This window comes from Rhodopila sp. (genome assembly GCF_035548235.1).
Classification (GTDB): domain Bacteria; phylum Pseudomonadota; class Alphaproteobacteria; order Acetobacterales; family Acetobacteraceae; genus Rhodopila.
The window spans coordinates 1-23202 of sequence record NZ_DASZTJ010000196.1 but is presented as its reverse complement, the minus strand read 5'-3'; the positions used below and the strand labels follow the sequence as shown (position 1 = coordinate 23202).

The window sequence follows — 23202 nt, the reverse complement described above, 5'->3', positions numbered from 1 at the left end:
TCACTGCCCCAACCGCTGGAGGATGGCGGGAATGTGCACCTGGTCGCCTTTGTAGTTCCCGGTCAGGGCGTACATCACCAGGTTGACCCCGAACCGATAGGCCAGCGTGCGCTGCCGCTGGCCGCCAGGGATTGCCGCGTAAGGAAAACTGCCGTCGGGTGCGACGGCCCAGGCCGCCGCCCAGTCGTTGCCGCCGATCACCACCGGGCTGACGCTGTCGTTGGTCCGGTCCTGGTCGCGCTGCACCCAGACGGTGTCGCCGGTGAAACGCCCCGGAAAATCCGGCAGCAGATAGAACGCATGCGACAGCACGTGTTCGGTTGTCAGCGGCGCGAGCGGCGGGATGTTCAGCGACCGCGCGATCCGGCGCAGCGCGCTGGCGGCGCCGGGTGCGAAGCCCTGGCCGGAGCCGGAGCCTCGGGTATCGATCAGGATGATGCCGCCCCGTGCCATGTAGTCGTTCAGCGCCGAGGCCTGTGCGCTGGTCAGGTCCGGCGCATTGGCGGTGATCGGCCAGTAGAGCAACGGGTAGAGGCTCAGGTCGGTCTCCCCCGGCCGGATCGGGTCGGGTTCGTACAGCGTCGCGGCGGTGCGCTGGTTGACGTATTCCGACAACCCCTCCAGCCCCGATTTGGCGATCGCGTCCACCTGCGAATCGCCGGAGAGGATGTAGCCAAGGCGAGTGGCGATCGCGGGGTTGGGGCTGCTCTCCAGCGCATGTGCCGCCGGCATCGCCAGCAGCAGCACCGCGACGGCCGCCGCCGACACCCGGGCGCGCAGCAGCCCGCGCAAAGCCAGGGAGATCAGCATGTCGACGCAAAGCAGCAGCGCCGCCGCCGCCAGCAGCGGTGGTCCGAGCGCGCGTTCCTTCGACGTGCCGGAAAATGCCTCGAGCCGAGCGCCGGGGATCGGCGGGGCGGGTTCCAGGGTGGGAAGGGCGTTGCCGAGGTTCAGCACCTGCCGGCTGCTGTCAGGGCCGTAGAGCCCCGGCGGATGCTGGTCGGAGACCTGGGTGGCGGCGAACCGGTTGGCGGCGAGCCCGGTCGCGGTGGGCGGCGGCTGGTTCAGCAGGCCGAACCCGTCCAGCGTCTGGCTGGGTGCCAGCACGGTGCTGTCGGCCGGCGTGGCGACCCCCACGGACAGCGCGACGAGCCGCCGCAGCATGTCGACGAACAGGCCCGATAACGGCAGGTCGGACCAGTCTGCGTTGGCGGTGACATGGAACAGCACGATGCGTCCCCCGCCCAGCGTGGTCTGCGTCACCAGCGGCGTGCCGTCCTTCAGCGTCGCCCAGGTGTGCGCCGCGAGGTCGGCGCTGGGTTCGGCCAAGACCTGCCGATGCACCTTCACCTCATCCTTGGGGGCCAGGCCGGCGAATGGCGAGTCCGACGGAAACGGGGCGAGCCCGGCCGGCTGGCTCCAGGACATCGTGCCGCCAAGCTGGCGGTCGCCGGCGAGCAGCCGGACGGGCAGCAGCGTGTCGGTGTCGTTGCCGGCCGCCTCGGCGGTGCGGGGGCCGGCGAAGCGGATCAGCAGCCCGCCCTTGCGCACCCATTCGGCCAGCGCGTCGCGCTCCGGTCCCGCCTGCAGGGGCCGGTCGGCCAGGATGATCACCGAGATGTCGCGCTTCAGCAGGTCGGCCGTGGTGCCGGTCCGGATCTCGTCATAGGGGCCCAGGGCGCGCTGGAGGAAATACAGCGACCCGATGAACGGCGTATCGGCGGTCGCCAGGTCCCCGGCCTCCAGCCCGACCGGACGGCGGCGCCAGCGTTCGTCCAGCAGCACGACGGAGCCGGCGCTGGGCGGTCCTTCCAGCACCAGCCGCGTCAGCCGGTTGCGCAGTTCCGGCGGCAGGACCATCGGGCCCGAGGCGGTCGCGGCACCCGCCGGGATGGTGATGTCCGTGCGCGCCAGCGTCCGGTCGTCGCCGGTCTCGCCCAGGACCGCGACATGCGTGGGGACGGGACGGGGAAGTTGGGCCAGCCGCACGATCAGGCGGTCTGCCTCGGGCTTCGGCGGCAGCAGCAGCGTGGCCGGGGCGGCGTCGCAGCAGATCTCGGTGACCGGCCCGACATCGCTCAGGGCCTCGGAGAAGGCCGAAAAATCCCGACCGTCGGTCAGTCCGTCGGGGACATAGGCGACCGAGGCGCCGTCATGGTCCCGCCAGTCCCGGATCGCCTTGGCCGCGGCGGCACGGTCGGGCGGCCATGCCTCCGGCTGCAGGGCCGCGAGGCGGGCGCGCAGGTCCGGCACCGGCATGACGGCGGACACCGCGATCGGCGAACCGCTGCCGTCGGACGCGGTCGGCAGCAGGGCGACCCTGCGGCCCGCCCGTTCGGCCCGGTCGAGCAGCGTCGTCGCCGCCTGCTTGCGCTGCGCCCAGTCGCTGGCCGAGGCCCAGCCATTGTCCATGACCAGCAGCAGCGGCCCAGTCCCGGGCAGCGCCGCGCCCGCGTCCAGCACCGGCCGCGCCAGGCCGACGATGATCAGCGCCGCGGCCAGCATCCGCAGCGCCATCAGCCACGGCGGCGTGCGCGCCGGCGTCTCCTCGGTCGCATTCAGCCCCAGCAGGAAACGGACGGCGGGAAACGTCTCCGACCGCGGCGCCGGCGGGGTGATCCGGATCAGCCACCAGATCACCGGCAGGGCCGGCAGCGCGAGAAGGATCCAGGGCGCTGCGAAGATCATCGGTTGGCGAGCGCCGAGTAGAGCGTCAGCAAGGCCGTCTCCGGCGCGTGGTCGGTGTGGTGGATACCGAAGCCGAAGCCGGCCTTGGCGCAGATGTCCGCCAGGCTGTCCTGCTGGGCTTTCAGGCGCTGGGCATAGGCGTCGCGCACGGACTCCGTCCGCGGGATCAGCACGTCGCCCTCGCTTTCGGTGCCGCGGAAGCGGATGCGGCCCTGATAGGGCAGCGCCGTCTCGGCCGGATCCAGCACCTGCATCAGGAAGCCGGTCACCGGGACCCCGGCGAACCGCGCCATCAGGCCACGCACCTCTTCCAGCGGCCAGAAGAAATCGCTGAACAGGACGACGGTCCCGTAGCGCGGCAGCCGCATGCCGGCAGGCACGCCGCCTTCGGTGCCCTGCAACGTCGTGGCCAGACGGTCCAGACCGGACCGGTGCGTGACGGGGCGGGCATCCTCTCGCATCAGCATGACGCGCTCGCCCCCGCGTAGCAGAAGCGACGCCAGGGCCAGCAGCAGCAAATTCGCGCGTTCGTGCTTCTCGATGCTCGCGATTCGCGAGCGCCAGCGCATCGAAGGCGACGAATCACGCCAGAGGCAGACGGTCTGCGCAGCCTCCCACTCGGTCTCCCGGATGAACCAGCCGTCCGGCGCGCGGCGGCCGGATTTGGCGGACTGCCGCCAGTCGATGCGGCTGAGCGGGTCACCGCTGACGAAGCGCCGGAACTGCCAAAAGCTGTCGCCCTGTCCCACACGGCGGCGGCCATGCACGCCCTGCGCCACGGTCGAGGCAACCCGGTCCGCCGCCACCAGCAGCGGCGGCAGGCGGCTACCCGCCGCCTCAGCGGCGATCGTGCCCCTATCCAAGCTTGCCGACCATGCGGTCGATCACGTCCGTCAGCAGGATCCCATCCGCCCTGGCCGAGAAGTTCAGCGCCATGCGGTGCCGCAGGACCGGACGTGACAGCGTGATCACGTCCTCGATGCTGGGCGAAAGCCGCCCGTCCAGCAGGGCCCGGGCGCGGGTGGCCAGCATGAGCGCCTGGGCCGCGCGAGGGCCGGGGCCCCAGGCGACGTGATGGCGGACCATGTCCTCGGTCGTCGTCTCCGGCCGGCAGCCGCGGACCAGGCCCAGGATGGCGTCCAGGATCTTCTCGCCGATCGGCATGGCGCGGACCAGCGCCTGCGCGTCTTGCAGGTCGCCGGGCGTCAGGGCCTGGACCGGCTTCGTCTCCCGCGAGCCGGTCGTGGCCAGCAGCATCGCGCGTTCGGCGTCCTGGTCGGGATAGGTCAGGTTGATCTCCAGCAGGAACCGGTCGAGCTGGGCCTCGGGCAGCGGATAGGTGCCTTCCTGCTCGATCGGGTTCTGGGTCGCCAGCACGTGGAACGGGCGGGGCAGGGGATGCTCGACGCCGGCGACGGCGACGCGCTGCTCCTGCATCGCCTGCAGCAGGGCCGATTGCGTGCGGGGGGAGGCACGGTTGATCTCGTCGGCCATCAGAAGCTGGCAGAACACCGGCCCTTGCACGAAGCGGAAGCTGCGGCGGCCTTCGGCTTCGTCCAGCACCTCGCTGCCGATGATGTCGGCCGGCATCAGGTCCGGCGTGAACTGGATCCGCTTGGTCGCCATGCCGAGGACCACGCCCAGCGTTTCGACCAGACGGGTCTTGCCGAGGCCGGGGACGCCGACCAGCAGGACATGGCCGCCCGACAACAACGTGATCAGGCTTTGGTCGATCACCTCCTGCTGACCGAGGATCACTTGCGCGACGGCGTCGCGCGCCTGGCCGATCCTTCGACCAAGCAGTTCGGCCTTGGCAACGATGGCGTCCGGATTGTCGTTCATGCGTCTGGCCCGGTTAGAGGTCGTCCGTTTTGCAGACCGGCAACACTGGCCGCGGTTTGCATTGCAGCGATCATATAGGGTCTTTCGCTTTTGGGGGGATGGTTCCTATATCGCCCGATGTAAGGAAGTATTGCTCCCACGCAGTGGGGCCAGGGAGTCACGGGACGTGAACCGCATCGACAGGCCCATCGGATGCGACGACGCTCAACAGAGCAGAACCCAGGCGGAGGACGGCGTCGGCGACGACGGCAAATGTCGGATGGCCTTGAACATCGCCGGCCGGCCCGCACCGCCTGGTGCGAAACGGCGCAAGGCAGCCGAACTCGGGCACCTGCCGTTCCTGATCCGGCGCGATGGCACCTGGCTGTATCACGGAACGGCGATCAGCCGGAAAGAACTGGTCTGCCTGTTCGCCAGCGTGCTGCGGCGGGAAGCGGACGGGTCATGGTGGCTGCACACGCCGGCCGAGCGGGGCCAGATCGATGTCGAGGACGCACCCTTCGTTGCCGTGGAGCTCGACTGGGCCGGTGACGGACGGCACCAGACCCTGTCCTTCCGCACCAATGTCGACCAGGTGATCACCGCCGGTTCCGAACATCCGATCCGCGTATCGCACGACATCCTGACCTGCGACCCCACCCCCTATATCCAGGTCCGCCCTGGCGCCGGCCATCTGGCCATCGAGGCTCGGATCAGCCGCGCCGTCTACTACGAACTCGTCGCGCTCTCGGTGCCGGAATGGATCGGCAATCGCCGCATGATGGGCGTCTGGAGCCAGGGCAAGTTCTTCCCGCTGGGCGAGGCGCCGCCCGAGACGGACGATTACGACCTCGAGGACGCGTACGAAGGCCTGGGCTCCGACATGACCAGCGGCGAGGCGTGACACCGGACGAACTGCAGGCGCGCCTGTCGCGGATCGGTGACCAGCGGGCGGTGACGCGGCGGCCGGCCATGTGGACGCCGTCCGGTGCAGCCGGACGTGACGCGGTGCCCGCCGCCGTCCTGGTGCCGGTGGTGCTGCACGACGAACCGACGATCCTGCTGACCAAGCGAACCTCTCATTTGAAGAAGCACGCCGGCCAAGTCAGCTTCCCCGGCGGTCGGATCGACCCGGAAGACACCGGCCCCGAGGCCGCCGCGCTGCGCGAAGCGTGGGAGGAGATCGGGCTTCCCGCTTCATCCGTCGCGGTGCTGGGCCGGCTGGAGGACCAGGTGACCGGGACGGGGTTCCGCATCACCCCGGTCCTCGCCACGCTGCCACCGGCATTGACCTACCAGATATCGCCTGACGAGGTGGACGCGATCTTCGAACTGCCGATGAGCGTCGTGCTCGACCCCGCCGCACCCCGCCGGCAGAAGCAGGAGGTCGGCGGGGTGTGGCGCGAATACTGGGTCTGGCCGCATCCCGATCACTTCATCTGGGGCGCCACGGCCGCGATCCTGGTGCAACTGGCGGAACGGCTGAGAAAGGACATGCGGGATGCGTGAACGGCTGCTGGTGATCGCCGGGCGTCTGCTCAGGGCGGTCGTGCAAGGGGTGGTCGTGCAGGGGATGATAGCGGCAGGGGGAATGGCGCTGGGGATGTACGTTCACGGGGCGATGGCGCAGACCCGGATCGACTCCATCAACACCAACTTCCGCTGGCTGGGCCCCGACGACAAGATCGTCATCGAGCGGTACGACGACCCCCGGGTGCAGAACGTCTCCTGCTACCTGTCGCGGGCCGAGACCGGCGGCATCAAGGGCGGGATCGGCCTGGCCGAGGATCCCAGCCGCTTCTCGATCGCCTGCCGGGCGGTCGGCCCCGTGGAGCTGCCGGCGTCGCTCCCGAAGCATGAGGTCATCGGGTTTTCCCACGCCTCGCTGTTCTTCAAGACCTTCCAGATCCACCGGTCGGTGGACGCCGAGAAGCATGTGCTGATCTATACTGTCGTCAGCACCAAGCTGATCAACGGCTCACCGTTCAACAGCATCAGCGTGGTGCCGACGGACGTGCGGTAGCGCCGCTTCGGGGATAGGGAAACCAGGGGCGCCGCCATCAGGCTTTCGGCGGCGCCACCAGCCCGACGCCGCGCAGATGGCTGAACAGGTCCTGCAGCTTCCGCCGGTCCGCCTCGGGCAAAGGCGGTTTTAGGATCGACGCCACGTTGGTCTTCAGATGCGCCTCGCTGCCCGTGCCGAACAGGACCACGTCGACCCCCGGCTCGTGGCGGACATAGCGGTACGCGGCGTCCGTCAGGCTGCTCGCACCGTCCGGATGGACCAGGAAGCCCAGCGGATCGTCGGTGTCCGCGAGGCTCGCGGAGACTTTTCCGGCCGCCGCCAGGTCGCGCATCGTCGCCGCGAGTTCCGCCGGCCGCGCGAAGATGCTGCGCACCGCGAACATCATCAGCGTGCCGACGCGATGCGCCAGGGTATGCGGGAAGACCTGCGTGCGCGCGACCTGGTCCATCATGTGGAACGCGACCATCGCCGTGTCCCAGACGCCTTCCCGCACCGCCTTGTTCAGCATGATCTGTTCGGGGTCGTTCGGCGCCGTCTCGGTGATGCCGAGGAAGCGGAACTTGCCCTTCTCCTTCTCCCGCAGCAGCGCGGGCACGACGGCGTCGCGCACGTGGTCGTAGGCGGACGGCGGCACGGCATGGACCTGGAAGACGTCGACGTAATCGAGGCCGAGCCGGACGAGCGATTCGTCGAGGCTGGCGACGACCTTCTCGGCGCTGAACGCTGTGTCGCCGGCCGGTTTCGACGCTTTCGTACAGACCACGACGCTGTCCCGCGCCACGCCGCGCAGGGCGGTGCCGACCACGTCCTCGGTGCCATAGACGGCGGCGGTGTCGATCAGGTTGACCCCCAGGTCGAGCGCCGAGCGGATGATCCCGATAGCGTGTTCGGCCGAATGCCCGGTGCCGAGGCCAAGCCGGGAGAAGCCGCCGCAGCCGAGTCCGGCGACGCTGACACGCAAGCCGGTCCGCCCCAATGTCGTGAACTGCATTGGCGTTCTCCTTCGCTTGACAAAGGTTCCGACGGACGCCCCGGTTACGCAAGAGGAGGCGGCAGATGCATCTCGGCATGCAGGGACATCGCGGTGCTCGGGCGCTGTTCCCCGAGAACACGCTGGAAGGCTTCGTGGCCGCCGCCGCGCTGGGGGTGACGGCGTTCGAGTTGGATGTGGGGATGACGGCCGACGGCGTGGTGGTGGTGCATCACGATCCTGCGCTGAACCCTGACATCGCGCGGGACGCCGCCGGGGCCTGGCTGGACGGGCCGGGGCCGTTCATCCGCACGCTGCGGTTCGCGACGCTGCAAACCTTCGACGTCGGCCGCCTGCGCCCCGGATCGCCCACCGCACGCCTGTTTCCCGACCAGGCGCCGCGCGACGGCGCCCGCATCCCGACGCTCGCCGCCGTGCTGGCCGCGCTGCCCGAGGCGCGGTTCACCATCGAGGTGAAGACCGACCCCCCGCATCCGGAGGCAACGGCCTCGCCCGCCGAACTGGCGGAGGCCACGCTGTCGGTCATCGACGCCGCCGACGCCGCCGGGCGGGTGGTGGTGGAGGCGTTCGACTGGCGGGTCCAGCGCCATGTCCGGCGGACCCGTCCCGATATCCGGCTGGCATGGCTGACGCGGCCGGAGACGGTGTCGCGGCTCTGGTGGGACGTCGATCCGCTGCCCTCGGTCGCCGCCGGCGTGGCGCGCGAGGGTGGCCCGATCTGGGCCCCCTTCCATGCGGCGCTGACCGAGGACGATGTCCGGGAGGCCCACGCGCTGGGGCTGTCCGTCCTGCCGTGGACGGTGAACGAGCCGAAGGACATGCGCCGCCTGATTGCCTGGGGGGTGGACGGCCTGATCAGCGACCGGCCGGACCTGGCGCCGGGGCTTTAGACCGCCGCCGCCACCTCGGCCACATGCTCCGCGGTGAAGCCGAAGAACTTCATCACCGCGCCGCCCGGGGCGGACTCGCCGAACCGGTCCAACCCGACTACCGCGCCGTCCAGGCCGACATACTTGTACCAGCCCATGGTGCAGCCGGCCTCCACCGCCACCCGCTTCACGCCCGGCAGCAGCACCGAGTCGCGATACGCCTTGTCCTGCCGGTCGAACAGTTCGGTGCAGGGCATCGACACGACCCGCACCTTCTTGCCCTTGGCTGCCAGCAGGTCCTTTGCGCCGGAGGCCAGCGCGACCTCGGAGCCGGTGGCGATCAGGATCAGGTCCGGTGTCCCCTCGGCGTCCGACAGGACGTAGCCGCCACGGGCGATCAGCGACGCCCGAGCGGCGCCGCCGCCATGCTGCGGCAGGTTCTGCCGCGACAGGGCCATGGCCGACGGACCATCCGTCCGCTCCAGCGCGCAGCGCCACGCCATCGCCGTCTCCAGCATGTCGCAGGGACGCCACATGTCCAGGCCGGGGACCAGCCGCAGCGACGCCGTCTGCTCGACCGGCTGATGCGTCGGGCCATCCTCGCCCAGGCCGATGCTGTCATGCGTCAGCACGTAGATGACCCGCAGCTTCATCAGCGCCGACAGCCGGATGGCGTTGCGTGCGTAGTCGGAGAAGATCAGGAACGTCCCGCCATAGGGGATGAATCCGCCATGCAGCGCGATGCCGTTCAGCGCCGTCGCCATGCCGAATTCGCGCACCCCGTAATGGATGTAATTGCCGTCGCTGCCATGGGTGATCGAGACCGACCCCTTCCAGTTCGTCAGGTTCGAGCCCGTCAGGTCGGCCGAACCGCCGAACATCTCCGGCAGGAACTTGGCGAACAGGCCGATGGCGTTCTGGGACGCCTTGCGGGTGGCGAGCGGATCGGTCGTGGCGGCCGCCTCGGCGATCGCAGCGTCGGCCTTGGCGGCATAATCGGCCGGCAGCGCGCCGGAGACGCGACGCTTGAACTCGGCGGCGAGGTCCGGATGGGCCTTGGCGTAAGCCGCGAAGACCGACTCCCATTCCGCCTGGCGCTGGGCGCCGGCGGCGCGTGCGTCCCAGGCTTCCCGGATGGCAGAGGGGATTTCGAAAGCGGGGAACGGCCAGTGCAGGGCTTCCCGGGTCGCGGCGACCTCGGCGGCACCCAGTGCCGCGCCGTGCGACTCGTGGGTGCCGGCGGCGTGCGGCGCGCCCCAGGCGATGGTGGTCTTGCAGCACACCATGGTCGGCTTGCCGCAGGGCATGGTGGCTTCCTTCATCGCCGCCATCAGCGCTTCGTGGTTGTGGCCGTCCACATTCGGGATGACCCGCCAGCCATAGGCCTCGAACCGCTTCGGCGTGTCGTCGTCGAACCAGTCCTTCACATGGCCGTCGATCGAGATCCCGTTGTCGTCATAGAAGACGATCAGCTTCTCCAGCTTCTGGCTGCCGGCCAGCGAGCATGCCTCGTGCGAGACGCCTTCCATCAGGCAGCCGTCGCCGCAGAACACGAAGGTGCGGTGATCGACGATGGTGTGGCCGTCCCGGTTGAACGTCAGCCCCAACTGATGCTCCGCCAGCGCCATGCCGACCGCTGTCGCCAGGCCCTGGCCCAGCGGACCGGTCGTGGTCTCGACGCCGGGGGTCAGGCCGTATTCGGGGTGGCCGGGGGTCTTGGAGTGCAACTGGCGGAACTGCTGCAGTTCCTCCATCGGCAGCGCATAGCCGGTCAGGTTCAGCAGGGCATAGAGCAGCATGGAGCCGTGGCCGTTCGACAGCACGAACCGGTCGCGGTTCGGCCAGGACGGGTCGGCCGGGTTGTGGCGCAAATGGTGGCGCCAGAGCGCCTCGGCGATGTCGGCCATGCCCATCGGCATGCCGGGATGTCCGGAATTCGCTTTCTGCACCGCGTCGACGGCGAGAAACCGCACTGCGTTCGCCAGCATGCGGGGTGTCGTCAAATCCGTCGTCACCGTATCCATGCTCGGTTCTCCGCCATATCGGGTTGCGGGCCGGTTGTAGCCATGCCCGCCGGGGCAGGGAAGGGCTGTCCCGATCGCGTCCTTTGGCGACACTGAAACATGCTTCATCCTTCAATGGGTTTTGGGGTATCGTTCAACCTGCCCCGCAAGACAGGTTCCGACCATGGCCGTGCGCACGCCTACCCTGCCGCCCCGACGCTTCGCCTCACCGGCGCTGAAAGCGCTGATGACCCAGCGCAGTGCGGAGTTCTGCGGCCTGATCCTGGGCTTGCTGGGGCTGGCGATCCTGGTGGCGCTGGCGACCTACGATCCGCGCGATCCCTCACTCAACACCGCGAGCACCCAGCACGTCCACAACATGGCCGGCCCGGTCGGCGCGGTGGTGGCCGACCTGCTGCTGCAAGGCTTCGGGGTCGTCGCGGTGCTACCCGGCCTGGCGATGCTGGCCTGGTCCTGGCGGATCGGCTCCCGCCGAGGGCTGGAGGCCGTGCCTCTGCGCATCATCGCCCTGCTGATGGCGCTGCCGGCCCTGTCCGCCGTGATCGGCGCGATTCCGTTCCCCGTGGCCCATCCCTGGCCGGTGACGGCCGGTCCCGGCGGTGCGATCGGCGACACGCTCGCCGCCGACGCGATCGCCGCGGCCCGCTCGGCGCTGGGCCTGGCGGGCGTGGCCGGCGCCTGGCTGCTGGGCTTCGCCCTGGCGATCGTGCTGACGCTGCTGGCGCTGGGCTTGTCCCGCTCCGAATGGCGGTCGGCGGGGCGGTTTGCCGGCTCTGCGGCGCGGTACTCCGTACGGGGCGGCCAGATCGGGGTCGGCGCGCTGTCGCGCGGCGCCGGCGGGCTGGGGCAGGCGACCGGCAAGTTGTCGTCGCTGGTGCCGCGCCGGGGCTTGCGGACGGAGCCGGGCCTTGGCGATCGGGATCGCGCCGACGCAGGGCGGATCGAGCCGGGGCGCATCGGGGCAGGCTTGGGCGCGTCGGCCGCGGACGGCATGCCGCCGGTGCGCTCCATTCCGCCTCGGCCCGTGGTGCGCGACCCGCCGTCGCCCGATATGCCGGTCACGCCCTCCCTGTCCGTGCCCGCACCGCCGGTGCGGACGATCAAGCCGGAACCGGCCCGCAAGCCGATGCAGCAAAGCCTTCCGCTGCCTGAGTCGGGCTGGGTCTTCCCGTCGCTCGACCTGCTGAAGCCGCCGCCCGCCCGCGCGGCGTCCGGCCCGTCGGAGGAAGCGCTGCAGGCCAATGCCCGCCTGCTGGAGACGGTGCTGTCCGACTACGGCGTGCAGGGCGAGATCGTGGAGATCCGGCCCGGCCCGGTGGTCACGCTGTATGAGTTGGTGCCGGCCCCCGGCATCCGCAGCGCCCGGGTCATCGGCCTGGCCGACGACGTCGCGCGCAGCCTGTCGGTGACGGCAGTGCGCATCGCCACCGTCCCCGGCCGCAACGTGATCGGCATCGAGGTGCCGAACAGCAAGCGCGAGACGGTGTTCCTGAGCGAGATCCTGTCGAGCGACGAAGTCACCAAGAACACCGGCCGGCTGTCGCTGGCGCTGGGCAAGGACATCGGCGGCAAGTCGATCGTCGCGGACCTGTCGCGCATGCCGCACCTGATGATCGCGGGCACCACCGGGTCGGGCAAGTCGGTCGGCGTGAACGCGATGATCCTGTCGCTGCTGTACAAGCTCTCGCCCGACCAGTGCCGCCTGATCCTGATCGACCCGAAGATGCTGGAACTGTCGACCTATGAAGGCATCCCGCATCTGATGGCCCCGGTGGTGACCGAACCGGCCAAGGCGGTCACCGCCCTGAAATGGACCGTCCGCGAGATGGAGCGCCGCTACCGCGCCATGTCGCAGCTCGGTGTCCGCAACATCGGCGGCTACAACGATCGCGTCGCCGAGGCCAAGGCCAAGGGCGAGGTGGTCACCCGCAAGGTGCAGACCGGCTTCGACCCCGACACCGGCCGCCCGACCTTCGAGGAACAGCCGCTGGCGCTGGAGAGCCTGCCCTTCATCGTGGTGGTGGTCGACGAGATGGCAGACCTGATGATGGTCGCCGGCAAGGAGATCGAGGCGGCGGTGCAGCGCCTGGCGCAGATGGCCCGCGCGGCGGGCATCCATGTGATCATGGCGACGCAGCGGCCGTCGGTGGACGTGATCACCGGCACGATCAAGGCCAACTTCCCGACCCGCATCAGCTTCCAGGTGATCTCCAAGTTCGACAGCCGCACCATCCTGGGCGAGCAGGGCGCCGAACAACTGCTGGGCATGGGCGACATGCTGTTCATGCAGGGGGGCGGCCGCATCACCCGCGTCCACGGCCCGTTCGTCTCCGACGAAGAGGTCGAGAAAGTCGTCGCATTCCTGCGCGAACAGGGCGAGCCGTCCTACCTGGAAGAGGTCACCGAGGCGCTGGAAGCCACCGCCGACGGCGGCGACGGCGGCGGGTTCTCCGGCATCGCCGGCGCCAGCGACGGCGACAAGAGCTTGTTCGACCAGGCCGTCGACGTGGTGGCGCGGGAGGGCAAGGCATCGACCTCGTTCATCCAGCGGCACCTCAACATCGGCTACAACAAGGCGGCAAAGCTGATCGAGCAGATGGAGAAGGAAGGGATCGTCGGCCCGGCGAACCATGTCGGCAAGCGGGAGATCCTGGTCCGGCGGGTGACCCATGACGACATGGATTGCTGAGCGGGGCGCGTCAGGCCTGATCCAGCTTCAACACCTCGCCTGCGAGATAGAGGCTCCCGCAGATCAGCACGCGCGCCGGCCCGGCTGAAGGGGACAGCTCGCCCGGGACTGGCGTGGCGTAACCGGATGGGGCGTTCCACTCCGCGCGAAGCTTGCCCAGCGCCTCTCGTACCGTCCCGCCGGCGCGCGCGACGCCGCCCGAGGCCGCGATGATCGCCTCGATAGGCAGCGCCTGGTGCTGCTCCGGTTCCCGCACCGCCCAGACGGTCGCGGCCAGTGGCAGCAGGGGATGCAGGAACTCCGCCGTATCCTTGGCCTGCTTCATCCCCACGACCAGGTGGATCGGCTGATCCGACCAGCCGCGCAGATGCTCCGCCAGCGCGACGCCTCCGCCGGGATTGTGCCCGCCGTCCAGCCAGAGCGACCAGCCCTGGGGCAGCGTGGCCGCCAGCCGGCCCGTCAGGCGCTGCATCCGAGCGGGCCATTCGGCGTGGGATAGCCCGGAGGGCTGGTGCCGCAGATGCACCGCGCGCAAGGCGGCCAGCGCGATCCCGGCGTTGTCGTGCTGGAACGCGCCGAGCAGGGCGGGATAGGGCGTGTCGACCGCGCCGGCAGCATCGTGGAACCGGAGCCCGGAGCCGGTATCGGCGATGTCCCAGTCCCGTCCGCGCAGCAGCGCCGGCGCACCGACGGAGGCTGCGTGCTCCAGCAGCACCTGCCGCACCGGGTCCGGCTGCGCGCCGATCACCACGGGCACGCCCGGCTTCATGATCCCGGCTTTCTCCCCGGCGATGACCTCGACCGTCGGCCCCAGCAACTCCCGGTGATCCAGCGAGATCGCGGTGATCGCGCACACCGCCGGCCGGTCGATCACGTTCGTCGCGTCGCCCCGGCCGCCAAGCCCGACCTCCAGCACGCAGAGATCGGCCGGCGTCCGGGCGAACAGGTCGAAGGCGGCGGCGGTGATGACCTCGAACACCGTGATCGGGGCGTTGTCGTTGATGCGCTCGATCCGTTCCATCGTGGCGATCAGCGTCTCGTCGTCCACCAGCGTTCCGGCAATTCGGATGCGTTCGTTGAACCGTACCAGATGCGGCGAAGTATAGACATGCACGGTCCGGCCGGCCGCCTCGCTCATCGCGCGGATGAAGGCGCAGGTGCTGCCTTTGCCGTTGGTGCCGGCGACGTGCACGACCGGGGGCAGGTGGCGTTCAGGGTGGCCGAGCTTCCCCAGCAGGTCCCGCAGCCGGTCCAGACTGAGGTCGATCAGCCTGGGGTGCAGCCGCATGAGGCGGTCGTTGATCGCCTCGATGGCCCAGGCAGTATTCATGCAGCGGTGCTCATGCAACCAGGCTCATGCAAAGGCCGTGGTCAGGCGGCGTCTCGCTTCTCCCTCGCCGCCAGCAGGCCCATCAGGCGGGACAGGGTCTCGGGCAGGTCGGGACGCTTGACGACCATGTCGATGATCCCGTGCTGCAGCAGGTATTCGGCGCGCTGGAATCCCTCGGGCAGTTTCTCGCGCACGGTCTGCTCGATCACGCGTGCGCCGGCGAAGCCGATCATCGCACCGGGTTCGGCGATCTGGATATCGCCCAGCATGGCGAAGCTGGCGCTGACGCCACCGGTGGTCGGATCGGTCAGCACGACGATGAACGGCAGGCCGGCGTCCTTCACCAGTTGCGTGGCGATCACCGTCCGCGGCAACTGCATCAGGCTGACCGCGCCTTCCTGCATGCGCGCACCGCCCGAGGCGGTGAACACGATCAGCGGCACGTCCTGCAGCACGGCCAGCCGAGCGGCGGCAATGATCGCGTCGCCGACCGCGGCACCCATGGAGCCGCCGATGAACTCGAACTCCATCGCCGCGACCACGGCCTTGCGGCCGCCGATCTTGCCGTGCGCGACCAGGATGGCGTCATCGGTATGGGTCTTGTCGCGCGCTTCCTTCAGCCGGTCGGAGTAGCGCTTGGTGTCGCGGAAGCGCAGCGGGTCGGCGACGGGCTTCGGTAGCTCGATCCGCGTGCAGGCGTTGGCGTCGAACGTCCAGTCCAGCCGTTCGGCGGCGGTGGCGCGCATGTGGTGGCCGCAATGCTGGCAGACTTTCCGCTGGGCCGTCAGGTCGCGATGGAAGATCATCTGCTGGCAGTTCGGGCATTGGTGCCACAGGTTCTCGGGCACCTCGCTGCGCGCGAACAGCGTGCGGATCTTCGGGCGGACGTACTCGGTGAGCCAGCTCATGGCGGCTGGATAGCTTCGCGGCGGCGCGGGGGCAAGCAGTCGCTGGCGCGAGGCTTGCTTTGCCGTGGCTTCGATGACGGGGAAGGGAATGCGATGCAGGACGACCTGACACGGCTGACGGCCACCCAGATGCTGGTCCGGCTACGCTCCGGCGCCACCACCATCGAGCGCCTCGTCCGGGCCTGCCTCGCCCGGATCGAAGCGCGGGACGCGGATGTGCTCGCGTGGTCCTACCTCGATCCTGACGCAGCGATCCGCGCGGCGCGGGAGATGGACAAGCAGCCGGACAAAGGGACGCTGCATGGGCTGCCGATCGGACTGAAGGACATCTTCGACACCGCCGAGATGCCGACGCAGCACAACTCGCCGCTGTATGTCGGCAGCCGGCCGGGACTTGACGCTGCCTGCGTCGGCACGCTGCGTGCGGCGGGAGCGCTGATCCTGGGAAAGACCGACACCAGCGAGTTCGCCGGAATGGGTCGGCTGGCCGCGACCCGCAACCCGCACGACCTGGCGCGCACGCCGGGCGGGTCGTCCAGCGGGTCGGCGGCATCCGTCGCCGACTTCCAGGTGCCGCTGGCGCTGGGGACGCAGACCGGCGGTTCGCTGATCCGGCCCGCGTCCTATTGCGGGGTCTATGCGTTCAAGCCGACCTGGAATGCCGTCAGCGCCGAGGGCGTGAAGCTGGGCTCCACCACGCTCGACACGGTCGGCTGGTACGGGCGCTGCGTCGCCGACCTGGACCTGCTGGCGGATGTGTACGACCTGCACGACGATGCGGCACCCGTGCCGCGGCCGCTTTCCGGCCTGCGGATCGCGGTCCATCGGCTGGGCTACACGGTCGATCCAGCCTGCGAGGCCGCGCTGGCCAGCGCGGCCGACCGTCTGGCCGCGGCCGGCGTGGACGTGAGCTGGATCGACCTGTCGGAGGTATTGGGACCGCTGGACGGTTTGTGGCCCGTCATCTTCGGCCTGGAAGGCCACGCCGCCCTGCTGAATCTCGCTCGGTCGCGGCCGGAGACGCTGCATCCGTCGTTCATGAACCGGGTGAAGAATACGCCCGGCTATACGCGGGCGCAGCTTGTCGCGGCGTACGACGCCGCAGCGCGGAGCCGGGTGGCATTCGACCGGATCGCCGACGGGTTCGACGCGGTGCTGACCGTCAGCGCGCCCGACGAGGCGCCGGCCGAAAAGACCGCCGGCAACAACCGCACGAACCGGGATTGGACGATGCTGCACGTGCCGTGCGTCAACGTCCCGGCAGGGGTGGGACCGGCGGGCATGCCGGTGGGGCTGACGCTGACGGGCCCCCGGTTTTCCGACCGCAAAGTCCTGTGCGTGGCGGCAGCCCTGGCGCCGGTGATCGACGTCTGAGCGTCGCGCCCGGGGGGGCAGGTATTGGTCCGATCAGCCTCCGTAACTGACCGCCCGCGGCAGGCTCCATCCGAACCGAACGCTTGCTAGCCGCAGCGCCAGGCAAGCGGCGCCGCCGATCAGGGCGGACAGTGCCGGTGGCAATCCCGCCTTTCGGCCGACGACCATCACCGCCGCGCCAGCCAGCGCCGCGCTGGCGTAGATGTCGATCCTTAGCACCGCCGGCACGCGCGTCAGCAGGATGTCGCGAATCGTTCCGCCGCCGGTCGCGGTGATCGTCCCGAGGAAGACCGCGACCAGGGACGGCAGGCCGCGATCCATAGCCTTCCCGGTCCCTGCCACGGCGAACAGCGACAGGCCCACCGCGTCAAGATTGGTCATCAACCAGCGGGGAACGTCGTGCATCAACTCGGTCTGCGCGAACGCCACCGCACCGCCCGCCAGCGCCACAGTCGGATAGAGCCAGGTCCGCAACGCATCGGGCGGCGTCGCCCCCAGCAGCACGTCGCGGATGATGCCGCCACCCAACGCGGTGACGAACGCCAGCACCAGTACGCCCAGAAGATCGAGGCCGCCGCCGATCGCCGTCATCGCGCCTTCGATCGCGAAGACGAAGGTCCCGGCCAGGTCGACGAGGGTCACGAGGTTGGACGGACGGAGCCTGGCCATGGACCCTTATCAGCCTAGGGACGCCGCCGGATCAATGGGTCGCGACGGGCTGCGCCGAAGAGTGGTGATGGACGATCAGCCAGTGCCCATGAACGGGCGCGTAGATGAAGGTGTAACGCGCCTCGATCTGCTTGTGGCTGCCGGGCTGGTCGCCGTTCTCGGTGAAGGCGTAGAGGCCGATATCCCAGGCGACGTTGCAGCCGGTCTCGATGACCCGCGTCTCGATCTTCGCCACCGGGGCCAAGGCCAGGAAGTGGTCGAAATAGGGGGCGATCTTGTCGCGCCCGACCAGCGGGCCGTTTTGGACCGTGGGCAGCAGCGTGGCGTCGGGCGCGTATAGGGCGACGACCTTGTCGGTCTGCCGCGTCTGCAACGCCTGGTTCCAACGGTCGAACAGGGCCGCGACCTGCTGCTTGTTGAGGGTCTGGCAGGCCACCCGGGCGGAAGCGGGCTGGTCGAGGCCGACTCCCAGGCAGAAGACCAGCGTGAACCCCAGAAGCCGGAGAGTAGATGACCGCATGGCATTTCCTTTTTCGGCTGGCAGACATGCGCGTGCCGTACCCGCTCAGGGGTTGGAGCCGCTCAGGTCGACAAGAATTATGATATATAGCAACGATATTGCCCGTCTGCGGGTGCCGTCAAGGATACGGGGACGCCGATCTCGCGCTGCCCGCGACCCTGCTGGCTTGATCGCCGGGGGCCTTGCGCCTAGGGTCCGGCGCCATTTCGGCACATCCCATAATCACCGGGGACCCCGCCGGCTTCGCGGCCGCGGGTGAGCCGCGTCCAGTAAGAAAGTAGTTGCCTGTATGACGATCTCCCGCCGTGATGCCCTCACCGGGGCCGCTGCCGGTCTTGGCGGCGCCGTGTTCGCCGGCCGCAAGGGCTTTGCCCAAGGGACTCAGTCCCAGGCGGCGAGGCCGAAATTCCGCGTCGGCGTGCTGACCGATCTCTCCGGCCAATATCGCGACAATTCCGGACCGACGACCGTTCTGGCGGCGCATCAGGCAGTCGAGGACTTCAAGCCCGCCGATCACGGTTTCGATGTCGAGATCATCTCCGCCGACCATCAGCAGAAGCCGGATGTCGCTTCCGGCATCGCCAGGCAGTGGTTCGACCGCGACGGCGTCGACGCGATCGCCGACCTGAACAACACCGCGATCGCGCTCGCGGTCAGCAACATCGCGGGCGAGAAGAACAAGACGCTGCTGATCTCGGGCGCGGCCTCGGCCGACCTGACAGGCAAATACTGCAGCCCCAACTTCGTGCACTGGGCGCCGGACACGTGGTTCGATTCCCACTCCACCGGCGGTGCGGTCCTGCGCAGCGGCGGCACGTCCTGGTACCTGATCGTCGCGGACTATACGTTCGGCCATGCGCTGGCGAACGACCTGACCAGCCTCGTGACGAAGAGCGGCGGGAAGGTGCTGGGCAGCGCGCCGTATCCGTTCCCGGGCACGACGGATTACTCATCGTTCCTGCTGCAGGCGCAGAGCAGCGGGGCGAAGGTCATCGGCCTGTGCAACACCGGCGGCGACATGGAGAACTGCGTGAAGCAGGCGGCCGAGTTCAACCTGGCGCAGCAGGGGATCACCATCGCCGCGCTGGTGGGCTTCATCACCGAGGTCAAGTCGATGGGCCTGCAGACCGCGCAAGGCCTGAAGATCTCCGGCACGTTCTACTGGGACCTGAACGACCGCACCCGCGCCTTCACCAAGCGCTTCCTGCCGAAGACGCCGAACAACTATCCCAGCGACCTGCATGCCGCCTGCTATTCCGCCGTGACGCACTACATGAAGGCCGTCGCTGCCCTGGGGCCGGAGAAGGCGCGCGGCGGCATGGACGCGATCAGGCAGATGAAGGCGATGCCGACCGACGACGATTGTTTCGGCAAGGCCGGCATCCGCGAAGATGGGCGTTTCATCTGTCCCGGCTACCTGTTCCAGGTGAAAGCACCGGCCGAAAGCAAGAGCGCGTGGGACGTGTTCAAGGTCATCCACACGACCCCGGCCGACGAGGCTTTCCGCCCGATGTCGGAGGGCGGCTGCAAGCTGGTTCACGCCTGATCGGCGGGGCCTTCGTCCGTCCGGATCGGCCCTGATCGGCAGTGCCCTGGTCGGCAGGGCCCTGGTCGGCAGGGCCTTGGGCCGCCCCAGCCGGCAGGCGCCATGACGCCTAGCCTTGGGGCGGCGAGGGGGCCGGGCCGGCGCCGCGCAGGTTGACGATCTTCCCCAGCGCGTCGAACCAGAACGAGGCCCCGAACAGGGCGGCGACGGCGGTGAACAGCCAGCCAAGCAAGGTATGGATGATCGCGCCGATACAGGATCCGCTTATGGTTTCGCAGGGGCAGGGGCGCGACAGCGACCAGCCGATCGGCAGGTCGCTTCCGTTCAGCGCACCGATCGCCTTCATGATGTCGCCATCCGTGGGGGACGGGAAATGTTCGGCCAGCAGCGGTTGATGCCAGAGCTGGGCTGCGACGGTCAGCGTGTTGACGTTCAGCACCACCGCGACGAACATCGCGATGAGGAAACTGTACCACTGCGTCCGGCGTTTATAGTAGCCGCTGACCCGGTCCATGGCATTGTCGAACCAGGTCGCCAGTTCCTGCCGGATCTTTGCCGCATCGTTGCCGGTCTTGTCGACGACGCCTTTCAGGTAGGTTTTGATCTGCTCACCCAGTAACGGGTTGGCATCGATCGCCGCCTTGCTGGTTTGCGGCAACGTGTCGATGAAGTCGATGGTCTGTACCAGGGCATCGGCGAAATGATCCGGATTGATATAGGATGGCTTCTTGCGAAGTTTGCTGCGATCGCCGCTTTGATCGTCGCTGCCGTTTTCGCGCGGGCTGATCAGGGCATGCTGATAAAGTTTCCGCGCCAGTCCGTTGAATTCCGGATCGTTCAGCAGGTCGGTCACGCCGTTCAGCAGCGTGCTGGCCCGCCATTGCAGGGTCGAGGCGATAGCCTCCACGATGGCGCTGGCGACCAGGCTGACGCCATAGAACGTGAAAAGGATGCCAACGATGACATCGAGGATCGCATTTTCCAGCATGATCGTGCCCTTTTTTCTTTGCCTTGCCTGATCGGAACAAAGATTCGCCGGGAGCATATCGCCGGCGATCGAGCATGATCGTTATTGAAGAGATATGGTGTTACAAAATGGTTTCAACGTGGCCGATAGTTGCGCCATCGGACCGCCGATCAACGCTCGCTTTCACTCATGCCAGAAACTCGTTTCGGCTACAAGACCGTTCCCGCCAAGACCATATCGGCCCGGGCGGGAACGCCCCCGCTCAGGTGCTGGAGGAATTGAACGCCCCGCCGTCCAGCAGCAGGTTCTGGCCGACGATGTAGCTGATCTTCGCCGAACACAGGAACGCGCAGGCGTCGCCGAACTCCGCCGGGTCGCCGGCGCGTCCGGTCGGGTTCGACGACAGGCGTTCGGCCACCACCTCGTCCACCGACTTGTTGGTGCGCCGAGCGGCCTCGGTGAAGCCGGAACGGAGGCGATCGGTCAGGAACGGGCCGGGCAGGATGTTGTTGATGACGACGTTATGCTTTGCCACCTGCCGCGCCAGCCCCGCAACGAAACCGGTCAGGCCCGCGCGGGCGCCGTTGCTCATGCCCAGTTCGGGAATGGGGGACTTCACCGAACCGGAGGTGATGTTGACGATGCGGCCGAATTTCCGGTCGATCATGCCGTCGATCACCGCCTTGATCAGGAAGATCGGCGCCAGCATGTTGGCGTCGACCGCTCGGATCCAGGTCTCGCGGTCCCATTCGCGGAAGTCGCCGCGCGGCGGGCCGCCGTTGTTGTTCACCAGGATATCCGGCGTCGGACAGGCCTTCAGCGCCGCGGCGCGCCCTTCCTCGGACGTGATGTCGCCGGCGACGGCGGTGACCTTCGCCCCGGTCAATTGGCGGATTTCCGCAGCGGTCGCTTCCAGCGTGTCGGCGGTGCGGGCGGTGATCACCAGTTCGACCCCTTCGCGCGCCAGGGAAATCGCGCAGGCCCGCCCGAGGCCCTTGCTGGCAGCGCAAACGATGGCCTTCTTGCCTTGCAGACCCAGGTCCATGGCCCATTTCCTCCTGTTCGGTTGACCCGCGATTGCTACAGGAAAACACCCATCGGCGGAAAGGTGGGGCAAAGGCCGCTTCCTCTTCCGTCCCGGCCTGGGCTGCCCGGCCTGGGCTGCCCGGCCTGGGCTGATCGGGCCATCCGGTGCCTCGGAGAAAGAGATGGCCCGGTCGAGCCGGGCCATGACGGGGGGACTTCATGTGGTTCCCGACGGGGCTTGTCCCGGCTTGCACGCATCACTGCCGATGAGCGGGTGGCCGGGACAAGCAGGGCCGGTTGGCGTCAGTCGGTCTTGATCCACACCGCCTTCACGTTCAGGTACTCTTCCAGGTGCTGGATGCCGGACTCCCGGCCATAGCCGCTCATCTTGTATCCGCCGAAGGGTACCGCCGGGTCCATCGCCTGGTAGCAGTTGATCCAGACCGATCCGGCCTTGATCGCCCTCGCCAGCTTGTGCGCCTTGCCGACATCGCGGGTCCAGACGCCGCTGCCCAGGCCGAACGTGGTCTTGTTGCCGCGTTCGATGACTTCCTCGATGTCGGTGAACGGGATGGCGGAGATCACCGGGCCGAAGATCTCCTCCTGTGCGATGCGCATGTCGTCGCGCACGTCGGCGAATACCGTGGGCGGAACGAAATAGCCCTTGGACAACGGCCCCTCGGTCAGCCGCTCACCGCCCGACAGCGGGCGCGCGCCTTCCTGGCGGCCGATGTCCAGGTATCCGGTGACGCGCGTCAACTGCTCCGCCGACACCAGCGGACCGACCTGCGTCGTCGGGTCGATGCCGTCGCCGACCTTCAGCGTCTTGGAGAAATCCGCGACCCGGCTGACGAATTCGTCATAGATCTTCTTCTCCACGAACAGCCGCGTGCCGGCGCTGCAGATCTGGCCGGAATTGGCGAACACGGCCATGCCCGCGCCCGGCACCGCCTGCGCGAGGTCGGCGTCGGCGAACACGATGTCCGGCGACTTGCCGCCCAGTTCCAGCGACACGCGCTTCAGGTTGCCCGCCGAGGCGCGCACGATCGACTGTCCGGTGAAGTGCGAGCCGGTGAAGGCGACCTTGTCGACGTCCATGTGGTTTGCCAGCGCGGCGCCCGCGGTCTCGCCGAAGCCGGTCACCACGTTCACCACCCCCGGTGGAACCCCGGCCTCCACACACAGTTCGGCCAGGCGCAGCGGGGTCAGCGGCGCTTCCTCGGCCGGCTTCAGCACCACGGTGCAGCCGGTCGCCAGCGCCGGGCCGATCTTCCAGATGGAGGCGGTCAGCGGACCGTTCCAGGGGATGATCGCGCCGACAACGCCCACGGGTTCTTTCAGGGTAAATGAAACGATCTCGCCCGCCAGCGAGTTGTCGATCGTTTCGCCGTGCAGCGCGGTCGCCATCCCGGCATAGAAACGCAGCATGCCGACGGCACGCGCCTTGTTGCCGCGCGTGCGGGCGATCGGCGCCCCCATGTCGAGCGTGTCGAGCATCGCGAATTCCTCGATATGCTCTTCGACGAGGTCCGCGAGCTTCAGCAGAAGGGCCTGGCGCTGCGCGGGCTTGAACTTGCTCCAAGGGCCGGTGAACGCTGCGCGCGCAGCGGCGACGGCGCGGTCGATGTCCTCGGAGTCGCCTTCCGCGACCTGTGCCAGGACCTCGCCGGTGGCCGGGTTATGGGTGGCGAAGGTCTTGCCTGACGCCGCTTCCAGCCATTTGCCGCCGATGAACATGCGCTTCGGCTTGCCGT

19 protein-coding genes are annotated in these 23202 nt (G+C 68.7%); 7 read left to right on the top strand and 12 right to left on the bottom strand.

Annotated features, from left to right (window positions below):
- From VHB27_RS16255 to VHB27_RS16245, 3 genes are read right to left on the bottom strand one after another with little or no spacing between them, the layout of a single operon-like run.
- Complete coding sequence (locus VHB27_RS16255; protein ID WP_325602323.1) at window positions 1–2688, bottom strand: DUF4159 domain-containing protein; 2688 nt, start codon at window positions 2686–2688, stop codon at window positions 1–3.
- Entirely contained in the window at window positions 2685–3551 is an 867-nt protein-coding gene (locus VHB27_RS16250) for a DUF58 domain-containing protein (protein ID WP_325602321.1), read from the bottom strand. The genes VHB27_RS16255 and VHB27_RS16250 overlap by 4 nt, the downstream gene beginning before the upstream one ends.
- Window positions 3544–4530 carry an AAA family ATPase gene (locus VHB27_RS16245; protein WP_325602320.1) on the bottom strand — a complete coding sequence of 329 codons (987 nt, stop codon included), beginning with the start codon at window positions 4528–4530 and terminating at the stop codon, window positions 3544–3546. Before VHB27_RS16245 ends, VHB27_RS16250 begins: the two co-directional genes overlap by 8 nt.
- 259 nt (window positions 4531–4789) lie before the next feature.
- Between VHB27_RS16245 and VHB27_RS16240 the strand changes: the two genes are divergently transcribed.
- The 3 genes from VHB27_RS16240 to VHB27_RS16230 are packed head-to-tail and all read left to right on the top strand — an operon-like array spanning window position 4790 to window position 6532.
- Window positions 4790–5413, top strand: a complete 624-nt coding sequence (locus VHB27_RS16240; protein ID WP_325602318.1) for a DUF1285 domain-containing protein — start codon at window positions 4790–4792, stop codon at window positions 5411–5413.
- Window positions 5410–6018 (top strand): CoA pyrophosphatase, encoded by a 609-nt coding sequence (locus VHB27_RS16235; protein WP_325602316.1) that lies wholly within the window; start codon window positions 5410–5412, stop codon window positions 6016–6018. Before VHB27_RS16240 ends, VHB27_RS16235 begins: the two co-directional genes overlap by 4 nt.
- Complete coding sequence (locus VHB27_RS16230; RefSeq protein WP_325602314.1) at window positions 6011–6532, top strand: CreA family protein; 522 nt, start codon at window positions 6011–6013, stop codon at window positions 6530–6532. Before VHB27_RS16235 ends, VHB27_RS16230 begins: the two co-directional genes overlap by 8 nt.
- A 37-nt stretch (window positions 6533–6569) precedes the next feature.
- Here the strand turns inward: VHB27_RS16230 and VHB27_RS16225 are convergent, their stop codons facing one another.
- The gene (locus tag VHB27_RS16225; RefSeq protein WP_325602312.1) at window positions 6570–7526 is read right to left on the bottom strand and encodes an aldo/keto reductase; all 957 of its coding nucleotides are present in this window, start codon (window positions 7524–7526) and stop codon (window positions 6570–6572) included.
- 65 nt (window positions 7527–7591) lie between these two features.
- Here VHB27_RS16225 and VHB27_RS16220 point away from each other — a divergent pair, with 65 nt between their 5' ends.
- Window positions 7592–8416 (top strand): glycerophosphodiester phosphodiesterase, encoded by an 825-nt coding sequence (locus VHB27_RS16220; protein ID WP_325602310.1) that lies wholly within the window; start codon window positions 7592–7594, stop codon window positions 8414–8416.
- On the opposite strand, the gene tkt is transcribed toward VHB27_RS16220, so the two are convergent.
- The gene (gene tkt / locus VHB27_RS16215; RefSeq protein WP_408904012.1) at window positions 8413–10419 is read right to left on the bottom strand and encodes a transketolase; all 2007 of its coding nucleotides are present in this window, start codon (window positions 10417–10419) and stop codon (window positions 8413–8415) included. The two genes, VHB27_RS16220 and tkt, sit on opposite strands and share 4 nt — an antisense overlap.
- A 163-nt stretch (window positions 10420–10582) precedes the next feature.
- Here tkt and VHB27_RS16210 point away from each other — a divergent pair, with 163 nt between their 5' ends.
- Window positions 10583–13108, top strand: a complete 2526-nt coding sequence (locus tag VHB27_RS16210) for a DNA translocase FtsK (RefSeq protein WP_325602308.1) — start codon at window positions 10583–10585, stop codon at window positions 13106–13108.
- A 10-nt stretch (window positions 13109–13118) separates the two neighbouring features.
- Here VHB27_RS16210 and VHB27_RS16205 read toward each other — a convergent pair whose 3' ends face one another.
- Both VHB27_RS16205 and accD read right to left on the bottom strand, forming a co-directional pair.
- Window positions 13119–14438 (bottom strand): bifunctional folylpolyglutamate synthase/dihydrofolate synthase, encoded by a 1320-nt coding sequence (locus tag VHB27_RS16205; RefSeq protein ID WP_325602306.1) that lies wholly within the window; start codon window positions 14436–14438, stop codon window positions 13119–13121.
- Window positions 14439–14479: 41 nt separating this feature from the next.
- Window positions 14480–15346, bottom strand: coding sequence for an acetyl-CoA carboxylase, carboxyltransferase subunit beta (gene accD / locus VHB27_RS16200; protein WP_325602304.1), 867 nt, complete (start codon window positions 15344–15346; stop codon window positions 14480–14482).
- Between the two features lie 93 nt (window positions 15347–15439).
- Between accD and VHB27_RS16195 the strand changes: the two genes are divergently transcribed.
- On the top strand, window positions 15440–16720 hold the full coding sequence (locus VHB27_RS16195; RefSeq protein WP_325602302.1) for an amidase: 1281 nt from the start codon (window positions 15440–15442) through the stop codon (window positions 16718–16720).
- Window positions 16721–16753: 33 nt separating this feature from the next.
- On the opposite strand, the gene VHB27_RS16190 is transcribed toward VHB27_RS16195, so the two are convergent.
- Entirely contained in the window at window positions 16754–17389 is a 636-nt protein-coding gene (locus tag VHB27_RS16190) for a trimeric intracellular cation channel family protein (protein ID WP_325602300.1), read from the bottom strand.
- A gap of 31 nt (window positions 17390–17420) precedes the next feature.
- Window positions 17421–17909 carry an SgcJ/EcaC family oxidoreductase gene (locus VHB27_RS16185; protein ID WP_325602298.1) on the bottom strand — a complete coding sequence of 163 codons (489 nt, stop codon included), beginning with the start codon at window positions 17907–17909 and terminating at the stop codon, window positions 17421–17423.
- A gap of 289 nt (window positions 17910–18198) precedes the next feature.
- Here VHB27_RS16185 and VHB27_RS16180 point away from each other — a divergent pair, with 289 nt between their 5' ends.
- A complete protein-coding gene (locus VHB27_RS16180; protein WP_325602296.1) occupies window positions 18199–19455 on the top strand; it encodes an ABC transporter substrate-binding protein in 1257 nt (418 codons plus the stop codon).
- A gap of 109 nt (window positions 19456–19564) precedes the next feature.
- Here VHB27_RS16180 and VHB27_RS16175 read toward each other — a convergent pair whose 3' ends face one another.
- The 3 genes from VHB27_RS16175 to VHB27_RS16165 form a co-directional block, all read right to left on the bottom strand.
- Window positions 19565–20443, bottom strand: coding sequence for a hypothetical protein (locus tag VHB27_RS16175; protein ID WP_325602294.1), 879 nt, complete (start codon window positions 20441–20443; stop codon window positions 19565–19567).
- A gap of 241 nt (window positions 20444–20684) precedes the next feature.
- Window positions 20685–21467, bottom strand: a complete 783-nt coding sequence (locus tag VHB27_RS16170) for an SDR family oxidoreductase (protein WP_325602292.1) — start codon at window positions 21465–21467, stop codon at window positions 20685–20687.
- Between the two features lie 284 nt (window positions 21468–21751).
- Window positions 21752–23202 (bottom strand): aldehyde dehydrogenase family protein (locus tag VHB27_RS16165; protein WP_325602289.1); only part of this gene is annotated, 1451 nt, incomplete at its 5' end.

Bases quoted from the DNA above. Each gene is read 5' to 3' on its own strand.
- VHB27_RS16225 (WP_325602312.1), bottom strand. From the start codon at position 7,526: ATGCAGTTCACGACATTGGGGCGGACCGGCTTGCGTGTCAGCGTCGCC.
- VHB27_RS16185 (WP_325602298.1), bottom strand. From the start codon at position 17,909: ATGCGGTCATCTACTCTCCGGCTTCTGGGGTTCACGCTGGTCTTCTGC.
- VHB27_RS16175 (WP_325602294.1), bottom strand. From the start codon at position 20,443: ATGCTGGAAAATGCGATCCTCGATGTCATCGTTGGCATCCTTTTCACG.
- tkt (WP_408904012.1), bottom strand. From the start codon at position 10,419: ATGGATACGGTGACGACGGATTTGACGACACCCCGCATGCTGGCGAAC.
- VHB27_RS16170 (WP_325602292.1), bottom strand. From the start codon at position 21,467: ATGGACCTGGGTCTGCAAGGCAAGAAGGCCATCGTTTGCGCTGCCAGC.
- VHB27_RS16240 (WP_325602318.1), top strand. From the start codon at position 4,790: ATGGCCTTGAACATCGCCGGCCGGCCCGCACCGCCTGGTGCGAAACGG.
- accD (WP_325602304.1), bottom strand. From the start codon at position 15,346: ATGAGCTGGCTCACCGAGTACGTCCGCCCGAAGATCCGCACGCTGTTC.
- VHB27_RS16180 (WP_325602296.1), top strand. From the start codon at position 18,199: ATGACGATCTCCCGCCGTGATGCCCTCACCGGGGCCGCTGCCGGTCTT.
- VHB27_RS16205 (WP_325602306.1), bottom strand. From the start codon at position 14,438: ATGAATACTGCCTGGGCCATCGAGGCGATCAACGACCGCCTCATGCGG.
- VHB27_RS16255 (WP_325602323.1), bottom strand. From the start codon at position 2,688: ATGATCTTCGCAGCGCCCTGGATCCTTCTCGCGCTGCCGGCCCTGCCG.
- VHB27_RS16195 (WP_325602302.1), top strand. From the start codon at position 15,440: ATGCAGGACGACCTGACACGGCTGACGGCCACCCAGATGCTGGTCCGG.
- VHB27_RS16245 (WP_325602320.1), bottom strand. From the start codon at position 4,530: ATGAACGACAATCCGGACGCCATCGTTGCCAAGGCCGAACTGCTTGGT.
- VHB27_RS16190 (WP_325602300.1), bottom strand. From the start codon at position 17,389: ATGGCCAGGCTCCGTCCGTCCAACCTCGTGACCCTCGTCGACCTGGCC.
- VHB27_RS16230 (WP_325602314.1), top strand. From the start codon at position 6,011: ATGCGTGAACGGCTGCTGGTGATCGCCGGGCGTCTGCTCAGGGCGGTC.
- VHB27_RS16220 (WP_325602310.1), top strand. From the start codon at position 7,592: ATGCATCTCGGCATGCAGGGACATCGCGGTGCTCGGGCGCTGTTCCCC.
- VHB27_RS16210 (WP_325602308.1), top strand. From the start codon at position 10,583: ATGGCCGTGCGCACGCCTACCCTGCCGCCCCGACGCTTCGCCTCACCG.